Here is an 18,941-nt window from a genome sequence, read left to right as displayed (position 1 = left end):
GGCCCGCCGGTGACAGTTCCGGCGGCTCCCGAGAATCCGAACTAGCGCTCCATCAGCGTGAGCACCATGCCCGGCACCTCGGTCACCGACCGCACCCGGTACTGCGAGGTCAGCGCGGCCTTCTCGGTGTCGGACAGGCCGGCGAACGGGTCGTTGCGGTCCGCGACGGTCACCACCCAGATCCGGGGCGGCGCCACCGCCGCCAGGCAGGCGAGCGTCCGGTCCTGCGAGCAGGCCGCCGAGTACAGCCCCTGCTGCTGCACGGCGGACTTCGCCCGGAACACGTCGGTCGGCGCCACCTGCGGCGGCAGGTAGAAGCGCAGTGCCGTGTCCACCTGGAAGAACCAGTGGTAGGGCCCCCTGGGCACGGCCAGACCGTCGCCCGGCCGGTAGTCCGCAGCGAGCACGGCCGCCGCCCGGGCCGCGTCGAAACGCTCGCGCGCGTCCGGCTTCCGCAGCTGGATCTGCTGCGGCCCGGCCAGCAGCACCACCGCCACCAGGCCGACCAGGCCGACCGCCCGCGGGCGCAGCCCGGCCAGTGCGCTCGCGGCGAGCAGCACCCAGAACGGCAGGGTGAAGAGCAGGTACCGGTCGAGGAAGTAGTGCGAACCGCCCTGCGACACCAGCCAGACCAGCCCGACCGGCAGCAGGGCCAGCAGGTACAGGTCCAGCGTGCGGCGCCGGCCGCGCGGCCAGGCCAGCGGCAGCACCGCCAGTGCCATCACCGTGATGCTGGTCCAGGAGGAACCGAACAGGCCGGGCCAGAACGCATCGCCGACGTACTGGACGCTCGGCGCATCCAGCCAGCCGAGTTGCTGCCCCTGCTGGTGCATGCCGATCCAGGCCAGCGGCAGCAGGGGCAGCAGGCCGAGCGGTACCGACAGCAGGAAGCCGGCCACCGGCCCCCGGGCCCGCACCCGCCACCAGCGGTGGCCGACGATCCCGGCGTGGCCGGCCAGGACGGCCAGTGAGACCAGGTGGAAGAGTCCGGCGCAGCCGACGGACCCGGCATACAGCCCCCACCACCCTGCCCCGCGCAGGTCGATCCGCGGCCGCTCCAGCGCCCGCAGCAGCGCCCAGGACGCGGCGGCCACCGCGAGCACCGCGAAGGCGTACGAGCGCGCCTCCTGGCCGTACCGGCTGACCGACGGGATCACCGTGAAGAGCAGACCGGCCGTCAGGCCGATCCGACGGTCGAAGACCTGACGGCCGATCAGTGCGACCAGGACCGCGCTGCCGGCCATCGCCATCGCCGAGGGCAGCCGCAGCAGCAGCACCGAGGACCCGACCAGGGCGACCCAGCCCCTGAGCAGGAAGTAGTAGGCCCCCGAGACCGCGTCGATGTGGTGCAGCAGCGCGTACAACTGCCCCGGGCTGCGGTCGATCGCGCTCCAGGTGGCCAACTCGTCGCGCCACAGGCCGGTCCGGGTGATGCGGTAGAGGCAGACCAGGAGGGTCAGCAGGCCCGGCGGGACCCAGTACCCCCGTCTCGCCAGGTCCTTCAGCTGTCGTCCGGCCTCGGCCGGACGGTCCTGCGTCCGGCCGGCCTCCGGCGCCTCGCAGGTCGTACTGATGCTCATCGCTGCCCCCCGGCCAACGTCCCCCGCCGGGTCCCCACGATGCCGGCGTCCCGAGAAGGATACGCAGGCCGCTACCGGGCACTCCTCACGGGGTCACCGTCGAGGGGCCCGGCAGCCCTGGATCGTCCGTACCGTCACTTCCGCTCGACGAGGGTCACCATCAGCCCGGGCACGTTGGTCACCGAGACCTGCTTGTAGTCGCGCAGTGCGGCGACCTCCCCGACGCTCAGCCCCCGGTACGGGTCCTGCCAGTTCCCGACGGTCACCACCCACACGCGCGGGGTGGTGCCCACGCAGGCCGCCGGGTCCGCGCAGGGCATCGGCAGCAGTTCCCCGATCTGCGCCGCGGTCTTCGAGACCAGCAGGGTCCTCGGCGTCCGGTCGGCCGGCAGCGCGTAGTCGACCGCGGTCTCGATCTGGAGGAACGCCAGGTCCCCGCGCACCGCGATCAGGCCGTCACCGGGCTGGTAGCCCTTGTCGATCACAGCAGCGGCCGCGTTGGCGTCGAAGAGCTCGCGCGAGCCCACCTCCCGCAGGTGCTGCTGGTCGTTCAGCCCGACCAGGGCGACCAGCACCAGCCCGAGCGACGCAAGGGCCCGCGGCCGCAGCGCGGACAGCCCGGCGGCGGCCAGTACCGTCCAGGCCGGCAGCGTGAAGAGCAGGTAGCGGTCGAGGAAGTAGTGGCTCGAGCTCTGCGACACCAGCCAGATCAGCACGATCGGCAGCAGCGCGAAGGCCGCGATCCTGACCGCCGGCCGGCGCCCGTGCGGCCAGGCCAGCGGCAGCACCGCCATCGCCAGCACGCACAGGCTCACCCAACTGGACCCGTACAGCCCGCGCCAGAACGGGTCCGCGACGTACGGCAGGTCGGGGGCCTTTATCCAGCCGAGCTGGCGGCCGACCTGCTTGTGCCCCTCGTAGGCGATCGGCAGCACCACCAGCACCGCCGCCAGCACCGCCGAAGTGAACCCCAGGAGCTGGCGCCGGTCCCGATCGCGCCGCCACCGCAGCACCACGACGAGCGCGCCCGGTGCAAGGGTCGCCAGCGCGACGATGTGGAAGACGCCGACGGTGAGCACCGTCAGCGAGTAGAGCAGCCAGCGCAGTGCGCTCGGCCGCTCCAGTGCCCGCAGCAGCAGCCAGGTCGCCGCCGCCACCGCCATCACCACGATGGCGTAGGAGCGGGCCTCCTGCGCGTACCGCGAGACCGAGGGGATCAGCGCGAAGAGCAGACCGGCCGTCAGGCCGGTGCGCCGGTCGAACAGCTTCGTGCCGGTGAGCGCGACGAACACGGCGGCCACGGCCATGGCCAGCGCCGACGGCAGCCGCAGGACGGCCAGCGAGTGGCCGAACAGCCGCGCCCACTCCTGCAGGAACAGGTAGTAGGCGCCGGACACGGCATCAAGGTGGTGCAGCAGGTAGTAGAGCTGGCCGGTGCTGCGGTTGATCGCGCTCCAGGTCGCCAGCTCGTCCCGCCACAGACCGACCCGCGTGTTGCCGTAGAGGCCCAGGCCCAGCATCAGCAGTGCGGGCCAGAGCCAGTAAGCCCCCCGGGCCAGGTCGAGGGCGCTGCGGCGTAGGCCGCCACGCGTCTCCCCGCTCGTCTCCGGCCCCTCTGGAGGCGCCGAAGCAGTACTCATTGTGCCGACACTCATGCCCGCAGACCTGCCAGATTCTCTCTCGTGACCCATGGTGAGCCGTTGCTCAGGGTGAGTTGGGGTAGACGAAGACCACATAGCCGCCGTACAGCGCGGAGCAGACGGCCGCCGAGGCCAGCACCATCGGCGCCGCCGCCCGGGTCCGCACCCGTGCCAGGTTCGCCGCCAGCGGGAACAGCAGGGCGAAGGCGGGCACCAGGAAGCGGGCGCGGGAGTTGAAGTACGCCGCGTCGCCCACCGCCAGCAGCAGGGTGACCGCGCTGAACACCAGCAACGGCAGCGGCTGTCGCTGCAGCACCGACAGGACCAGCAGCAGGCCCGAGACCACCAGGACGACGGCCACCACCAGGTCGGTCAGCCAGACGCCGCCGGGCACGGTGAGCATGTGGTGGAAGGAGTCCCAGGTGGAGCGTCCGTAGTCGAAGTGCGACTGCCAGGCGTCCTGGATCCGGAAGTAGGCGTCCATCCGCCCCTTGACGACGCCGACCCAGGCGATGAAGCCGACGAAGCCGACCGGGGCGATCGCGCCGCCCAGGACCAGCCGCCACCAGGCGACCCGCTCCTCGGCCGGCAGGTCGCCCCGGCGCGCCCGCCACCACTGGGAGACCAGCACCCAGGCCGCACCGATGCCGACCGCGGCAGCGACCGCGACGCCGGTCGGCCGGGTCAGCCCGGCCAGCGTGCTGAGCACCCCGGCCAGGATCCAGCGCCTGGTCACGGCCGCGTACATGGTCCAGGCGGCCAGTGCGCAGAACGGCAGCTCGGAGTAGGCCATGCTCTCGACCACGGCGTACGGCGTCACGCCCCACAGCACCGCGGCGATCACCCCGGCCCGGCGGCCGTAGAGCTTGTCGGCGACGGCGAAGACGCCCCAGGCGGCCGCCAGCGCCGCCACCCAGGCGGTCAGCAGCGCCGCGTAGTGCAGCGGCAGCGGCAGCACCGTCCAGACGACCCGGATCAGCGTCGGGTACACCGGGAAGAAGGCGTACGGCTGGTACGGACCGAACGGACCCGGATGCGCCGGCGTTCCGGCGTAGCCGTGGTGCGCGATGTCCAGGTACCACTGCGCGTCCCAGAGGGTGGCCAGCTGGATCAGCGCGGTCGCGTGGTGCCCGCCGGAGAACTGCCGGTAGGCGGGGTTCATGATCGACTGGCTGTGCCAGTTGAGCAGGACCGCGACGCCTATCGCGCGCACCACCAGGTATCCGAGCAGCGCCGGTGCGGCGTAGCGCACCGTACGGCCGGCGCGCACCACGAACCGTGCTCCGCGCCGCCGGTGCCCCCGGCGGGACGGCACTCGGACCGCGGCCGCCTCGTCCACGAGCTGTGAGGTCACGACCCGCCCCCCGCGCGGCCCTGCCCGGTGCACCGGGCCTCCTTGCTAGTGATCACAACACCTCGATAATCGCGGTCGGGCCGTGCGGCACGATCGGCTGACGGACGGCCGGGGCCGCACTACTTCGAAAGGCCCCGCCGACTGCCTCGCGTCACCGTGGCCCGCCACAGCCTGGCACAGGACCACACGGTCGCCACCAGGAGGATCAGGTTGCGCGCCGCGAGCAGAGCGTCGAAGCCGGGCTTGCCGGCGATCACGTCCTGCCAGAAGAGCGGGAACTCCACCGTGGTCATCGCCGTGGCGAGGACCAGCAGCCCCACGATCGGGCGTTGGGTGGTCGATTTGAAGCTGAGACACACTGCGCCGATGCCGGCCACCCAGATGAGGTACTGCGGACTGATCACCCGGCTGGTGGTGATGAAGACCAGTACGACGGCGAGCGCGGCGTCCGCCGGGGTGGCGTCGGAGAAGGTCCGGGCCCGCAGCCGCCACAGCAGCAGCCAACAGAAGCCGACCACGCTCAGCACCAGCATGGCCTTGCCGATCGTCTCCACGTGCGGGCCGACGATCTCCAGCGAGCCGTACCGGTAGGCGATGCTGCCCTGGTAGCCGAACTGGTGGGCCAGCAGCAGGATGCTGCCGGGCAGCGACTCGAACTCGACGCCGCGGTTGCCCTGGCCGTTGAGGAAGTCGAAGGAGCCCTTGAACAGCGCCATGGCGATCACCACCAGCGCGACCGCCGAGGCCACGAAGCCGAGCGCCGCCGAGCGCAGCGAGCGCCCGCGCGGCGCGCCGAAGACGGCGAAGGCGGGCCAGACCTTGATCATCGCGCCGAGCGCGGCCATGCCGCCGCCCAGCCACGGCCTGCGCTGCAGCCAGAGCAGGGCCAGCACCGCGAAGAGCGAGACGATCACGTCGTACCGCGCGTACGGGATGTAGGTCATCAGCGGCAGCGTCAGCAGCCAGACCCAGGCCCCGGCCAGCGAGCGCTCCGGCCGGCTGCCGTAGCGCAGCAGGGCCCCCATGACGACCAGGTCGGCGACCAGCGTCACCACCACGAAGCCCTGGACGTAGTTCACGCCCGGCACCGCGAGCGGCGCCAGGATCACCCCGGCCGCCCCCGGCGGGTACTGCCAGGTGGGGTCCCCGATCGGGTAGGACCCGTGCCGCAGGATCTGCGCCCACGCCTGGTAGAGCCGGTGGACCTCACCGTTGGAGTTCTCGTGGGTCTGGAAGACTGTCATGATCATGATCAGTCGGGTCGAGACCCAGTAGCCGAGCGGGGCGAGGATCCGCACCGGCCAGCTGACCGGGTTCCACCACACCAGCGCGGGCCAACCACCTGCCGACGAGGAACCGGTGGCATCGCCGGCCGCCGGGCGGCTCTCCGTGATGGTCTCAGACATCGTGCTCCGTCAGTCGCGGGTGTCACGGGCGGAAAAGTGCGCAGACACGGTAACGCGACCGAGCCCCGGAGCAGCTTTGCTCGGAGTCGGCCGCGACGCGCGTCTACCGGGCCACTGCCCGGCAACCGTCAAGACCCTATTATGTGGCGCCGCACGACCGGTAGTCTCACCTGTCCTCCGCAGACGCACTCCTCGCGCTCGAACACCGCGAGCGGCCGGCGGCGGCACTCACGCGCGGGGCGCGGCCCGCGCCATGCAGGGCCCGGGTTCGGTAGGCTAGCCTCCCCGTGTGACCGTGACTGCAAACCAGCCCGCCGAACTGACCATCGGCGACCCGACGGATGCCCCGGCCGCCCGGCCCGCTCCCCGCCTGGGGTGGCTCGACGGCCTGCGGGGCATCGCCGCCCTGCTGGTCGCGATCCACCACTTCGGCCTGCTGAAGTGGTTCTCCTGGGGGACGGACTTCGAGAAGAAGTTCGACCTGGGAATCTTCGCGGTCATGCTGTTCTTCCTGGTCAGCGGCTACATCGTACCCGCCTCCCTGGAGCGTCGCGGAGACGTGCGCGGGTTCTGGGTCGGCCGGCTCTTCCGGATCTACCCGCTGCTGATCATCGCGGTCGGCCTGTCGCTGGTGCTGCTGCCGCACTCCTACTCCGCGGTCCCCAGCCAGGTCACGGACCGTCCGTACTGGGCCTCCCTGGCCAACCTGACCCTGCTGCACGAGATGACCAACATCGCCAGCGCCCTGGGCGCCATGTGGACGCTCTGCTACGAGATGGTCTTCTACTTCCTGGTCAGCGCGCTCTTCGTGAAGGGCTGGCACCGCAACAGCGCCCCGATCTCGGTCTTCTTCGCCGGCGCCGCGCTGCTGCTCGGCGCCTGGTGGACGCCGCAGCTGATCACCCCGCAGCAGCCCTGGGTGGCCCCCGCGCAGACCCACCACATCATCGTCGCCACCGTCGCGGTCATGGCCACCGGCCTGGTCCTGGTCCTGCTCGGCCGCCCCGAGCTGATCCGGCTGGGCGCCCTGGTGCTGGGCGGCCTCGGTGCCGCGCTGCTCTTCCTGAACGCCCGGTCCACGTTCTACGAGAGCATGATGATCCTGGCCACGATGTTCGCGGGCACCGCGATCTTCCGGGCCGAGAAGGGGCAGATCGACCGGCTGCTGGCCTGGATCTGCTGCGCCTTCGTGCTGACCGCGGGCTTCCTGGTCGGCTACATGTACAACCACGGCAAGGCGCTCGACCGCACCTGGACCGGCTCCTGGCAGGGCTTCTCGCTCCCCTACGTGACCGCCTGGGCGGTCTTCGGCCTGGGCATGCTGCTGCGCGGCCGCCGCTGGCCCCGGGTGCTGACCTGGCTGGGCGCGATCAGCTACTCGGTCTACGTGGTGCACATTCCGGTCCTCTGGGGCACCTGGTGGTTCAAGGACAAGGTGGTGCACTTCCCGACCACCGGGGCCGGCCGCTGGCTGCTGCCCGCGTTCTTCGTCGCCTGCGTGCTGCTGGTCAGCCACCTGACCTACAAGCTGGTCGAGATGCCGGGTCAGAAGCTGGGCAAGCGGGTCTCCAAGGCGCTCGACCGCCGCAGCGTCGCGGCGGCCGCCGAGCGGGCCGCCGCCGAGGGCTGAGCGACTGCCAGCCCCGGACCTTGCGCGAGGAAGGAGCCGCTGTCCGCGCTCGCGGACAGCGGCTCCCTCGTGTTCCGGGCACCCTCAGACCAGCCGGCGTGCCGCCGCCCACCGGGTCAGCTCGTGACGGTTGCTCAGCTGCAGCTTGCGCAGCACCGCCGAGACGTGGCTCTCCACCGTCTTCACCGAGATGAACAGCTGCTTGGCGATCTCCTTGTAGGCGTAGCCGCGGGCGATCAGCCGCAGCACCTCGCGCTCGCGCTGGGTGAGCCGGTCCAGGTCCTCGTCGACCGGCGGGGTGTCGGTGGCGGCGAAGGCGTCCAGCACGAAGCCGGCCAGCCGGGGCGAGAAGACCGCGTCCCCGTCGGCGATCCGGAAGACCGCGTCCACCAGGTCGGTGCCGGTGATGGTCTTGGTGACGTAGCCGCGGGCGCCGCCGCGGATCACCCCGATCACGTCCTCGGCCGCGTCGGAGACCGACAGCGCCAGGAACTTCACCCCGCCGGGCTCGCCCATCACCGCGGCGGAGCGGCGCAGCACCTCGACCCCGCCGCCGCCGGGCAGGTGCACGTCCAGCAGCACCACGTCAGGCCGGGTCTCGGCCACCACCTTGACCGCCGACTCGACGTCGTCGGCCTCCCCCACCACGTCGATGCCGGTGGTCTCGGTCCGCCCGATCTCGGCCCGCACCCCGGTGCGGAACATCCGGTGGTCGTCCACCAGGACCACCCGCGCGGTCCGGCCCGGCTCGGCGGGCACAGCGTCAGTCATCTGCGGCTCTCTCCATCTCCAGCTCGACCTCGGTACCGCCGTCCGGCGCGGGGCGCACCCGGGCGGTCCCGCCGTTGCGCTTCATCCGACCGATGATCGATTCCCGCACGCCCATCCGGTCCTCCGGAACGGTCTCGGGGTCGAAGCCGGGGCCGCGGTCGCGCACGTACACGAGCACCGTCCTCCCCTCGACCTCGGCGTACACCTGCACCGGGCCCCCGCCGCCGTACTTGGCGGCGTTGACCATCGCCTCCCTGGCGGCCCGCAGCTGCGCGGCGATCTTCTCGTCCATCGGGCAGTCCCCGACGCAGACCAGCTCGATCGGCACGCCGTGCCGGTCCTCGACCTCGGCGACCACCTCGCGGATCCGCTCCGCCAGGGTATCGGGCGCGGCCTCGGCGGCGGCCTCCGGACGGTAGAGCCACAGCCGCAGTTCGCGCTCCTGGGCCCTGGCCAGCCGCTGCACCTCCTTGGGGTCCTCGGCCCGACGCTGGATCAGGGTCAGGGTGTGCAGCACCGAGTCGTGGATGTGCGCGGCGATCTCGGCCCGCTCCTGGGCCCGGATCCGGGCGGTCCGCTCGGCGCCCAGGTCCTGCCACATCCGCAGCGCGTACGGACCGGTCAGCACCGCCACACCCGCCAGCACCGCCAGCGAGGCCTCGACCACCGCGGCGGGGGTGGAGCCGATGCCCTGCAGCACCAGGAAGCCGATGATGCCGGCGGTGACCAGCAGCACGCCGGCGCCGACCCGGGCCACCGCGGTGCGCCGCCGCCCGCCGTCCAGGCCGAACCAGCGCTGCCAGCGCGAGTCGTCGGCCTGCCGCCAGACCAGCGCGACCCCGACGCCGATCGCCAGCAGCGGCCAGGTGTACGGCTTGGCGGACTGGATGCCGAGCGCGTTGAGCAGCGCCATCACGCCGATCACCAGCATCAGCAGCGCGGCCAGCTGGCCCGCGTTCTGCCGGCTGGTACCCGGGCGGCTGCCCGGCTCGGTGCCGGGCGGCACGGTCTCGGCGATCACCGGTTCGCCCTGGAAGGTGCCCTGCAGCAGGTCGCGCAGCCGGCCCAGCCGACCGCGCCGGTCCTTGCGCAGCGGATCGGGGGTGATCCCGGAGGCCCCGGCGGGCACGAACTGGCCGCCGGCCCAGACCCAGTCGCTGCCCAGCGCCGGCTCGCCGATCCCGATCGGCACCACGAACCAGAACGCCGCGTACAGCAGCACCCCGATCCCGTTGGCGAAGAAGAGCAGCACGAACCCCACCCGGACCCAGGCCACCGGCAGGCCCAGGTGCACCGCCAACCCGTGCGCGACCCCGCCGAGCATCCGCGAGTGCGGGCTGCGGTAGAGCTTGCGGTAGGGCGGGCGGCCGGGCACCGGGGACGGCTCGCCGCCCGCGCCGGCGGGGTTCTCGGCGAGGGGCGGGCTGGAGGTCGGTTCGGTTCCGGGGGCTGCCACGCCCCTGATGGTCACATGTCGGCGGGGCCGCACGCATCAGGGTCCGTCCCCTAGGTAGGCGGTGACGGTGCTTCGGCGGCGGGCACCCTGACCGGCTCTCAGGGAGAGATCAGGGTCGCCAGGGGGCCGATCCCGGTGCCGCCCGCGAGCGCGAGCCCGCAGGATAGGGAGCATGACCGAGGAGCAGAGCCAGCCGGCGGCCGGGCCGGACGCCGAGCGGCAGCCGCCGCAGCCGGATCCGCAGCCCACCGCCCGCCCCCCGCTGACCCGCAGCGACAGCCACCGGGTGGTGGGCGGGGTGTGCGGCGGCCTCGGGCGCCACCTGGACATCGACCCGGTGGTCTTCCGGGTGGTCACCGCGGTGCTCTGCCTCACCGGCGGCCTGGGCCTGTTCGTCTACGGGCTGGCCTGGCTGATCATGCCGACCGAGCACCCGGAGGGTACTCACGGGCGCACCGAGCTGCAGCGGGTGCTCACCGGCCGGGTGGACGGCCAGTCGATCGGCGCGGTGCTGCTCACCGTGATCGGCACCGGCGTCTTCTTCTCCTGGATGGGCAGCGGAGACTCCTTCTTCCCGCTGCTGCTGCTCGGCGCGATGATCTTCTTCGCGGTCCGGCACGACCCGGAGCGCCGCCGCCGGGCCCGCGGCCGCGGCGCCCCGCCGCGCCCGGAGGGTCCCTACGACCGGCCCGCCCGCAGCTCCGACGCCCCCTCCCCACTGGCCGACTGGAAGACCTGGCGGGAGGACTTCCACGCCGAGTGGACCGCCCGCAAGGCCGACCTGGGCGAGCAGTTGGCCGCCCGGGTGGCCGACCGGGCCGAGCAGCGCGGCGCCCACCGGGCGGACTACCGCTGGGACCCGCGCACCGCCGCCCCCGAGGACCGGCCGCCCGCCGACACCGCGGAGGGCCGCACCGGCTACCTCTGGGACCCGCGCCACCCCGAGCGCAACCCGTACCTCCCCCCGTTCGACGCCGCCCCGCCGCCCGGCACCCCCGCGCCCGCCTGGTGGCAGCGGGCCGACCTGCCCGAGGGCGACCCGCTGCGCAAGGAGCCGGCCGCGGCCCGGCCCACCCCGCCGCCGGCCCGCCGGGAGCGCCGGTCGCACTCGGGGCTGGCCTGGCTCGGCCTGGCCGTCGCGGCCCTGGCCTCCTGGGCGGTCTGGGCCGGCACCGCGCACACCGCCGGGCACAGCCCGCTGGCCACCGTGCTGGCCACCGGCCTGACCGTGCTGGGCCTGACCATCCTGCTCGGCGCCAAGGTCGGCCGGGCCAAGGTGCTGGTGCTGCCCGCCCTGGCGGTGACGCTCGGGCTGGTCGCCCTGGGCAACTCCCCGACCGTGCGCGACAACGCCTTCGGCCACCGCGAGTACGCCCCGGCCGACGCGGCCGCGGTCCAGTCCGAGTACGTGCTGGGCGCGGGCGAACTGGACCTGGACCTGAGCGGGGTGAACCCGGGCGGTGGCACCGTCGGCAGCCGCGTCAAGGTGGGCGCGGGCAACGTGCGGGTGGTGCTGCCGCCGCACACCGCCGCCGACCTGGACCTGCGGGTGGTGGCCGGCCGGCTGTACGGCCCGCAACTGCCCCCCGGCTCCGACCGCAAGGGCGTCGGCGAGCACCACCTGGTGCACCTGGCCCCGGTGGCCGGGGGCGCGGACAACGGAACGATCGAGCTGACCGTCGAGGTCGGCGCGGGTGAGATCCAGGTGGTGCGCGGATGAAGCGGCATCGGTTCGACGTCTTCTCGTTCCTGGCCGGCACCCTGTTCACCGTGCTGGGGGTGCTCTACCTGACCGCCTCGCTGAGCGGCTTCTCGGTGAACGGCCGGATCGTGCTGCCGGTGACCTTCATCGTGCTCGGCGCCGCCGGGCTGATCGGGGCGGTCACGGCGTTCTCCCGGCGCGACCGCGGCCCCGGGCAGCGCCCGGGGCCGGACTGACACCGCGCCGGCAGCCGGCCCGTCAGGAGCTCTGCGCGCCCAGGTCCAGCCGGTCGCCGTCCTTGGTGACGGTGTACTTGGGCAGCGGCTTGACCGCCGGACCGGTGAGCACCGCGCCGGTGGCGGCGTCGAACTTGGAGCCGTGGCACGGGCAGCTCAGCGCACCGTTCCTGGGCGGGTCCACGGTGCAGCCGGCGTGCGTGCAGACCGAGGAGAGGCCGCAGTACTGCCCGGCCTTGGGCTGCAGGATGTAGACGGTGTCCCCGCTGGCCGGGTCCTTCACCGCCGCCGAGCCGCCCACCGGCACGTCCGCCGCGGCCACCGAGACCTTTGCACCGCCGCTGCCGCCGGTTCCGCCGGACTGGGCGGGCGCCGGGGTGGCCGCGGCCGCCGGCCCCGGCTTCTTGCGCACGAAGGTGGCGGTCAGCGAGCCCACCAGCAGGCCGGCCCCGCCGAGCGCGACCGCTGCGATCGAGCCGTCGAGGAAGGTGCGCCGGCGCACCGCGTCCTCGGTCAGCCCGCGGGCCCGGTCCCGCTCGGCGCGCCGGGCCAGGTAGCCGTCGACCGACAGGTACGGCGTCCCGGCCAGCAGCAGCGCCGTCCAGGCCATCAGGTAGGGCAGGTCGTTGCCCAGGTAGTACGGCGAGACGTTCCAGCTGACCGTCAGGAACAGGGTCAGGCTGAGCGTGGCCCCGCCGAGCGCGGCCAGCCGGCCCCAGAGCCCGACCAGGGTGCCCAGACCCACGGCGAGCTCGCCGAAGGCGATCAGCAGCGCGAAGAAGGTCGGCGCGTGCAGGGCCGGCTCGAGCAGTGCGCCGACCGGGCTGTGCGGCTTGGCGGCCAGGGTCTGCGCGTAGAAGGACTGCGGGTCGGTGCGGGCGGCCAGGTAGTGGCTGTCGGCCAGCTTGTCCAGGCCGGCGTAGCAGAAGGTGACGCCCAGGAAGAGGCGCAGCGGCAGCAGCGCGTACCGCCGGCCGAGCGCCTTGAGCTCCGCCGCCCGTCCCGTCCCCGGCCCGGCCGGTCCCGGCGCTCCGGTGCCCGGGTCCCCGGCGTCCACCGAGTCCCTGGTGCCCTCCATCATCGCGTCACCTTTCGTACCGTCAGTTCCTGACTGCCACGTACCGCATTCTGCCCGCTGCCGCGCTCTCTTGACGTTATCTGCCAGCTCCGGGCGCCGGATCCGACCACACCCGCGCAGTGGTCGGATCCGACACGAACGGCCGCACCGCCAACCACGAGTACGTGGCTGGCGGTGCGGCCGTTCAAATCCCGGGAGGGATTACTCCCACTCGATGGTGCCCGGCGGCTTGCTGGTCACGTCCAGCACCACGCGGTTGACCTCGCGCACCTCGTTGGTGATCCGGGTGGAGATCTTGGCCAGCACCTCGTACGGCAGGCGGGACCAGTCGGCGGTCATCGCGTCCTCGGAGGAGACCGGGCGCAGCACGACCGGGTGGCCGTAGGTACGGCCGTCGCCCTGCACGCCGACGCTGCGCACGTCCGCCAGCAGCACCACGGGGCACTGCCAGATCTCGCGGTCCAGACCGGCCGCGGTCAGCTCCTCGCGAGCGATCGCGTCCGCCTCGCGCAGCAGGTCCAGGCGCTCCTTGGTGACCTCGCCGACGATCCGGATGCCCAGGCCCGGGCCCGGGAACGGCTGGCGCTGGACGATCTCCTCCGGCAGGCCGAGCTCCTGGCCGACCATCCGGACCTCGTCCTTGAACAGCTTGCGCAGCGGCTCGACCAGCTGGAACTCGAGGTCCTCGGGCAGGCCGCCGACGTTGTGGTGGGACTTGATGTTGGCGGTGCCGGTGCCGCCGCCGGACTCCACCACGTCCGGGTACAGGGTGCCCTGGACCAGGAACTCCACCGCCGGACCCTCGTCCGCGATGATCTCGGCCTGGGCCTGCTCGAAGACGCGGATGAACTCGCGCCCGATGATCTTGCGCTTCTCCTCCGGGTCGCTGACGCCCTTGAGCGCGGTCAGGAACCGCTCCTCGGCGTCCACCACCTTGAGCTTGACGCCGGTGGCGGCCACGAAGTCCTTCTCGACCTGCTCGGTCTCGCCCTTGCGCATCAGGCCGTGGTCCACGTACACGCAGGTCAGCTGGTCGCCGACGGCGCGGGCCACCAGCGCGGCCGCGACCGCGGAGTCGACGCCGCCGGACAGGCCGCAGATAGCGCGCTTGTCGCCGACCTGCTCCTTGATCAGCGCGACCTGCTCGTCCACCACGTTGTGGGTGGTCCAGGTCGGCGCGAGGCCGGCGCCGCGGTAGAGGAAGTGCTCCAGGATCTGCTGGCCGTGCGTGGAGTGCAGCACCTCGGGGTGGTACTGGACGCCGTAGAGCCTGCGCTCGTCGTCCTCGAAGGCGGCCACCGGGACCACCGCGGTCGAGGCGGTGACGGTGAAGCCGGCCGGCGCGGCGGAGCAGGCGTCGCCGTGCGACATCCACACCGACTGCTCGGTCGGGGTGCCCTCGAAGAGGGTCGAGCCGGCCCTGGAGACGTGCAGCGGGGTGCGCCCGTACTCGCGGGCACCGGTGTTGTCCACCGTGCCGCCGAGGGTGATCGCCATCAGCTGGAAGCCGTAGCACATGCCGAAGACCGGCACGCCGGCCTCGAACAGCGCGCGGTCCAGCCGCGGCGCGCCCTCCTCGTAGACCGAGGAGGGGCCGCCGGACAGGATGATCGCCTTGGGGTTCTTCGCGAGCATCTCGGACACCGGCATGGTGCTCGGCACGATCTCGCTGTAGACCCGCGCCTCACGCACCCGGCGGGCGATCAGCTGGGCGTACTGGGCGCCGAAGTCGACGACCAGAACGGTGTCGACCGACGGTACGGGGAGTTCGGGGGTAGCAGGGGACACAGACGGCCTTCCGGCGGCGATGTGGGGGTTCCACCTTCGATTCTACCGGGACCGCGGTTCCCTCCCGTTCACCCCTTTGCCGCTGCGGCCGTGTCCGCCCCCGCCGCCGCCTCGTTGACCCGGCGACCGTACGACCGCGCCACACCCGCCAGGTGTGCCGCACCGCGCCCGGGCCCGCGCCCGTACGGTCCGGCAGGACCACGCGTGGAAGTCCAGTCCACTCGCGCACGTGACGCCCCACAGCCGGCCGGCGGTCGGACGGGGCGTCGTGGGACCGTGCACGGGTGCGGGGAGGCGGCGGCAGGGGACAGCGGCCGGCTCACGACTGCGCCAGGAGGTGCGGCGGCAGCGCCCGGGGACGCCCGAGCAGCCGCCGCGCCACCCGGCGAACCACCCCGCGACTACCCAACGTCACCAGGTTCTCGCGCGGGCGACCGGAGCCCGCCACGGTGCTGACCGGATGTCAGGAAGATGCCTGGCAGAAAATGGACTGTGCCGAAGTACGCCGAACCAGTTGCAGAGCAGGGCCCGCGTCCACCACGATGCAGGGGAGGGCACACCGGCGGCCGAGGCCGGCGGGTGGGCCATCGGCTTCGCTGCTCCCGCCCATCGGCGGTGACAGTGGGTATCTCCTCACACTGCGTGAGGACCAGGCGCCGAGACGGCGGGCCGGACCGGCCCCGTCGAGCGCCCGTCGAGCCATCCGAATAGAGGCGGCGCTCCTCCCCCGGCGCCGCCGACCCCAGCACCGGCGCAGCCCTGACGCCGTGTGCTGAGCGACAAAGGGCCCCGTTCCCCCGCGGGGCCCTTTGCCTTGCCCGCTGCCTGCCTCGCCCGCTGCAGGTCAGCCCTCGACGGCGGGAGCGGCCTGCTGCTCGTCCTGCCTGGCCGGGACCGCGGGCACCGGCAGCAGCAGCTGCCCGAACGCGCCGGCCGGCACCGCCGGGTGCTGCGGGGCCACCGGGGCGACCCGGCGGTAGGCCTGGCCCGGCTCCGGGCGCGGGTCCGCCTCGCCCTTGTTCGGCCACATGGACATCGCCCGCTCGGCCTGGGCGGTGATGGTCAGCGAGGGGTTCACCCCCAGGTTGGCGGAGATGGTGGAGCCGTCCACCACGCTGATCCCCGGGTGCCCGTAGAGCCGGTGGTACGGGTCGACCACGCCGCGCTCGGGGCTGTCGCCGATCGCGCAGCCGCCGATGAAGTGCGCGGTCATCGGAATGTCGAAGATCTCGCCGACGGTGGAGCCGGCGAAGCCGCCGATCTCCGCCGCGATCGCCTTGGCGCCCGCCTCGGCCGCCGGGATCCAGGTCGGGTTCGGCTCGCCGTGGCCCTGCCGCGAGGTCAGCGACCCCTTCCCCAGGCCCTTCTGCTTGAGCGAGACGGTGATCGAGTTGTCCAGCGACTGCATCACCAGGCCGATGATGGTCCGCTCCGACCACCGGTAGTTGCTCAGCGAGCGGGCGAAGACGGTCGGGTGCTTGGCCGCGGTGACCCCGGCCCGCAGCCAGCGCGGGCCGCGCCCGCCGCCGGGCACCTGCTGGATGGAGAGGAAGCCCATCGCGTTGGAGCCCTTGCCGTAGCGGACCGGCTCGATGTGGGTGTTCTCGTCCGGGTGGATCGAGGAGGTGATCGCCACGCCCTTGGTGAAGTCCACCGGGCCGCCGTAGCGCCGCGGTGTGGTCTGCGCGCCGACCAGCGCCTCGGAGTTGGTCCGGGTGAGCTCGCCCAGGGTGGCCGGGATGTTCGGCAGCAGGCCGCCGTCGCGCATCTTGTGCAGCAGGCTCTGGGTGCCGTAGGTGCCGGCCGCGACCACCACCTTGGCGGCGGTCAGGGTCCGGGCACCGGCCTTCCTGGCCGCGCCGGACCGGGCGTTGGTGCGCAGCACGTCCACCGCGAAGCCCGCGCCCTGCTCGCGGATCCGGGCCACCGTGGTGAGCGGGTGGATCTCGGCGCCGTTCGCCTCGGCCAGGTGCAGGTAGTTCTCGGTGAGCATGTTCTTGGCGCCGTGGCGGCAGCCGGTCATGCACTCGCCGCACTCCACGCAGGCCTTGCGGCTGGGTCCGGCGCCGCCGAAGTACGGGTCCTCGACCTCGCCGCCGGGCACCGCCTTGGCCGAGCCGTCGGCGTCCCGGCCGTCCCCGAAGAACACCCCGACCGGGGCGAAGTGGAAGGTGTCGCCGCAGCCCATCCGCTCGGCGGCCGCCTTCAGGTGCACGTCCGAGGGGGTCATGGTGGGGTTGGTGCGCACCCCCAGCATCCGCTGCGCCTGGTCGTAGAACGGTGCCAACTCCTCCTGCCAGTCGGTGATGTGCTGCCACTGGCGGTCCTCGAAGAAGGCCTTCGGCGGGACGTACAGGGTGTTGGCGTAGTTGAGCGAGCCGCCGCCCACGCCGGCGCCGCCGAGCACCAGCACGTTGGCCAGCAGGTGGATCCGCTGGATGCCGTACAGGCCCAGCGAGGGGGCCCACAGGTAGTTCCTGACGTCCCAGGAGTTCTTCGGCAGTTCGTCCCGGGTGAAGCGCCGTCCGGCCTCCAGCACGGCGACCCGATAGCCCTTCTCGGTCAGCCGCAGCGCCGAGACCGAGCCGCCGAAGCCCGAGCCGACCACGATCACGTCGTAGTCGAAGTCCGTTTTGCCGTCCGTCACTTGACCCTCACTCAGCTGATCGCCGCTCACTTGAGGCCCAGCGCCTTCATGATCCGCAGGCTCTTGGTGAACAGCGCGGCGAACTTCTCGTCGTCCAGCCCGAAGGCCGGCGCGATCGGCATCACCCGCTGGCTGGCGATGGTCTGCGCCTCGGTGAAGCGCAGGATGCCCTCGGCGCCGTGCCGCCGCCCCAGGCCCGAGTCGCCCATGCCGCCCATCGGCGAGGCCACCGAGCCGTAGGCCGCCGCGTAGGCCTCGTTGACGTTGACCGTGCCGGTGCGCAGCCGGGCCGCGATCGCCCGGCCGCGGCGCAGATCCCTGGTCCAGACACTGGAGTTGAGGCCGTACGGGGTGGCGTTGGCGGCGGTGACCGCCTCCTCCTCGGTGTCGAACCGGTAGATCGACACCACCGGGCCGAAGGTCTCCTCGGAGCAGACCGCCATCTCGGGGGTGACCCCGTCCAGGATGGTCGGCTCGAAGAAGAGCGGGCCGATCTCGGGGCGGGCCTGACCGCCGGCCAGCACCGTGGCGCCCGCCTTGACCGCCTCCTCGACGTGCCGGGTGACCGTCTCCAGCTGTCGCCCGGAGACCAGCGAGCCCATGTCCGCGCCGTAGGCCAGCCCGCCGCCCAGGCGCAGCGCCGCGGTCCGCTCGGCGAACCTGGCCAGGAAGGCGTCGGCCACCGAGCGGTGCACGAAGAGCCGCTCGATCGAGATGCACAGCTGTCCGGCGGAGGAGAAGCAGGCCCGCACCGCGCCCTCGGCGGCCTTGTCCAGGTCCGCGTCGGCGAGCACCAGCATCGCGTTCTTGCCGCCGAGCTCCAGCGAGGCGCCGACCAGCCGGGCGGCGGCCCGCTGGGCCACGTCCCGCCCGGTGCGGGTGGAGCCGGTGAACGAGACGTAGTCGGCGTGCTCCACCACGGCCGGGCCGACCACCGGGCCGTCGCCGAGCACCACCTGCCACAGCTCGGCCGGCAGCCCGGCCTCGATCAGCAGCTCCCGGGCCCACAGCGCGGTCAGCGCGGTCTGCGTGTCGGGCTTGTTGACCACCGCGTTGCCCGCCGCGAAGGCCGGCAGCGCGTCGCTGACCGACAGCTCCAGCGGGTAGTTCCACGGCGAGATGTGGCCGATCACGCCCTTGGGCCGCCGGCCCTCCACCGTGTGGGTGAAGACCGGGACGGCACCGCCGCGCCGACGGTCCTTCAGGTAGCCGACCGCGGACCGGCCGTAGTGCCGGGCCGCCATCGCGGTGGCCAGCACCTCCTCGAAGGCGTGCAGCCGGGCCTTGCCGGTCTCCGCCTGGATCAGGTCGAGCACCTCGTCCTGCCGCTTGAGCAGCAGGTCGTGGAAGCGCAGCAGCACCTCGGCCCGGCGCCTGACCGGCAGCGCGGCCCAGGCCGGCTGGGCCAGTCGGGCCGCCCGGTAGGCACCGGCCACGTCCTCGGGGGTGGACTGCGGCAGCTCGGCCAGCGGCTCGCCGGTGAGCGGCGCGAGGGTGGTGACCGGCTCGGCGTCGCCGCCGGCGGTGACGCCGCGGGCCAGCCGCGCGACCAGGGACTTGGGAACCGCCGCGGCGACCGTACGGCCGGCGCCCGGCGCCACGGGATTGCGGCCGGTGCCGCGGCTGACTGCCGAGATGTCCGTCATGGGCGCA

13 protein-coding genes and 1 pseudogene are annotated in these 18,941 nt (G+C 73.0%); 3 read left to right on the top strand and 11 right to left on the bottom strand.

Going from position 1 to position 18,941, the window contains the following annotated elements:
* Window positions 1-41: 41 nt before the first annotated feature.
* The 4 genes from C7C46_RS17355 to C7C46_RS17340 form a co-directional block, all read right to left on the bottom strand.
* A complete protein-coding gene (locus tag C7C46_RS17355; RefSeq protein ID WP_110670626.1) occupies window positions 42-1,580 on the bottom strand; it encodes a glycosyltransferase family 39 protein in 1,539 nt (512 codons plus the stop codon).
* Between the two features lie 134 nt (window positions 1,581-1,714).
* Complete coding sequence (locus C7C46_RS17350; protein ID WP_181442397.1) at window positions 1,715-3,220, bottom strand: glycosyltransferase family 39 protein; 1,506 nt, start codon at window positions 3,218-3,220, stop codon at window positions 1,715-1,717.
* A 64-nt stretch (window positions 3,221-3,284) separates the two neighbouring features.
* A complete protein-coding gene (locus C7C46_RS17345) occupies window positions 3,285-4,574 on the bottom strand; it encodes a glycosyltransferase family 39 protein (protein ID WP_146259110.1) in 1,290 nt (429 codons plus the stop codon).
* Window positions 4,575-4,693: 119 nt separating this feature from the next.
* Window positions 4,694-5,980: a glycosyltransferase family 87 protein gene (locus C7C46_RS17340; protein WP_110670619.1), complete on the bottom strand. Its 1,287-nt coding sequence runs from the start codon at window positions 5,978-5,980 to the stop codon at window positions 4,694-4,696.
* A gap of 289 nt (window positions 5,981-6,269) precedes the next feature.
* Here C7C46_RS17340 and C7C46_RS17335 point away from each other — a divergent pair, with 289 nt between their 5' ends.
* A complete protein-coding gene (locus C7C46_RS17335; protein ID WP_110670617.1) occupies window positions 6,270-7,610 on the top strand; it encodes an acyltransferase family protein in 1,341 nt (446 codons plus the stop codon).
* An 84-nt stretch (window positions 7,611-7,694) separates the two neighbouring features.
* Here C7C46_RS17335 and C7C46_RS17330 read toward each other — a convergent pair whose 3' ends face one another.
* Together C7C46_RS17330 and C7C46_RS17325 are read right to left on the bottom strand one after the other, a co-directional pair.
* The gene (locus tag C7C46_RS17330) at window positions 7,695-8,381 is read right to left on the bottom strand and encodes a LuxR C-terminal-related transcriptional regulator (RefSeq protein WP_110670615.1); all 687 of its coding nucleotides are present in this window, start codon (window positions 8,379-8,381) and stop codon (window positions 7,695-7,697) included.
* Window positions 8,374-9,756: an ATP-binding protein gene (locus tag C7C46_RS17325; protein ID WP_245984474.1), complete on the bottom strand. Its 1,383-nt coding sequence runs from the start codon at window positions 9,754-9,756 to the stop codon at window positions 8,374-8,376. The genes C7C46_RS17330 and C7C46_RS17325 overlap by 8 nt, the downstream gene beginning before the upstream one ends.
* Window positions 9,757-10,009: 253 nt before the next feature.
* On the opposite strand from C7C46_RS17325, the gene C7C46_RS17320 reads away from it, so the two are divergent.
* Window positions 10,010-11,557, top strand: coding sequence for a PspC domain-containing protein (locus C7C46_RS17320; protein ID WP_110670613.1), 1,548 nt, complete (start codon window positions 10,010-10,012; stop codon window positions 11,555-11,557).
* Window positions 11,554-11,775 carry a hypothetical protein gene (locus C7C46_RS17315; protein ID WP_110670611.1) on the top strand — a complete coding sequence of 74 codons (222 nt, stop codon included), beginning with the start codon at window positions 11,554-11,556 and terminating at the stop codon, window positions 11,773-11,775. Before C7C46_RS17320 ends, C7C46_RS17315 begins: the two co-directional genes overlap by 4 nt.
* A 22-nt stretch (window positions 11,776-11,797) precedes the next feature.
* Here C7C46_RS17315 and C7C46_RS36570 read toward each other — a convergent pair whose 3' ends face one another.
* From C7C46_RS36570 to C7C46_RS17295, 5 genes and pseudogenes are all read right to left on the bottom strand, one after another.
* The gene (locus tag C7C46_RS36570; RefSeq protein WP_245984473.1) at window positions 11,798-12,058 is read right to left on the bottom strand and encodes a Rieske (2Fe-2S) protein; all 261 of its coding nucleotides are present in this window, start codon (window positions 12,056-12,058) and stop codon (window positions 11,798-11,800) included.
* A gap of 249 nt (window positions 12,059-12,307) precedes the next feature.
* Window positions 12,308-12,853: pseudogene (locus C7C46_RS36565) on the bottom strand (DoxX family protein); the annotation flags it as partial.
* Window positions 12,854-13,054: 201 nt separating this feature from the next.
* Window positions 13,055-14,641 carry a glutamine-hydrolyzing GMP synthase gene (gene guaA / locus C7C46_RS17305; RefSeq protein WP_110670609.1) on the bottom strand — a complete coding sequence of 529 codons (1,587 nt, stop codon included), beginning with the start codon at window positions 14,639-14,641 and terminating at the stop codon, window positions 13,055-13,057.
* A gap of 844 nt (window positions 14,642-15,485) precedes the next feature.
* Window positions 15,486-17,288 (bottom strand): GMC oxidoreductase, encoded by a 1,803-nt coding sequence (locus C7C46_RS17300; RefSeq protein ID WP_245984469.1) that lies wholly within the window; start codon window positions 17,286-17,288, stop codon window positions 15,486-15,488.
* 26 nt (window positions 17,289-17,314) lie between these two features.
* On the bottom strand, window positions 17,315-18,934 hold the full coding sequence (locus tag C7C46_RS17295) for a succinic semialdehyde dehydrogenase (protein WP_110670605.1): 1,620 nt from the start codon (window positions 18,932-18,934) through the stop codon (window positions 17,315-17,317).
* Window positions 18,935-18,941 lie beyond the last annotated feature (7 nt).

Origin of the sequence: Streptomyces tateyamensis, from assembly GCF_003205575.1 — a bacterium.
In the GTDB taxonomy this organism is placed as follows: Bacteria; Actinomycetota; Actinomycetes; order Streptomycetales; family Streptomycetaceae; genus Kitasatospora; species Kitasatospora tateyamensis.
Note: the sequence above shows the minus strand (reverse complement) of the source record. Positions and strands in the feature narration are given on the sequence as shown.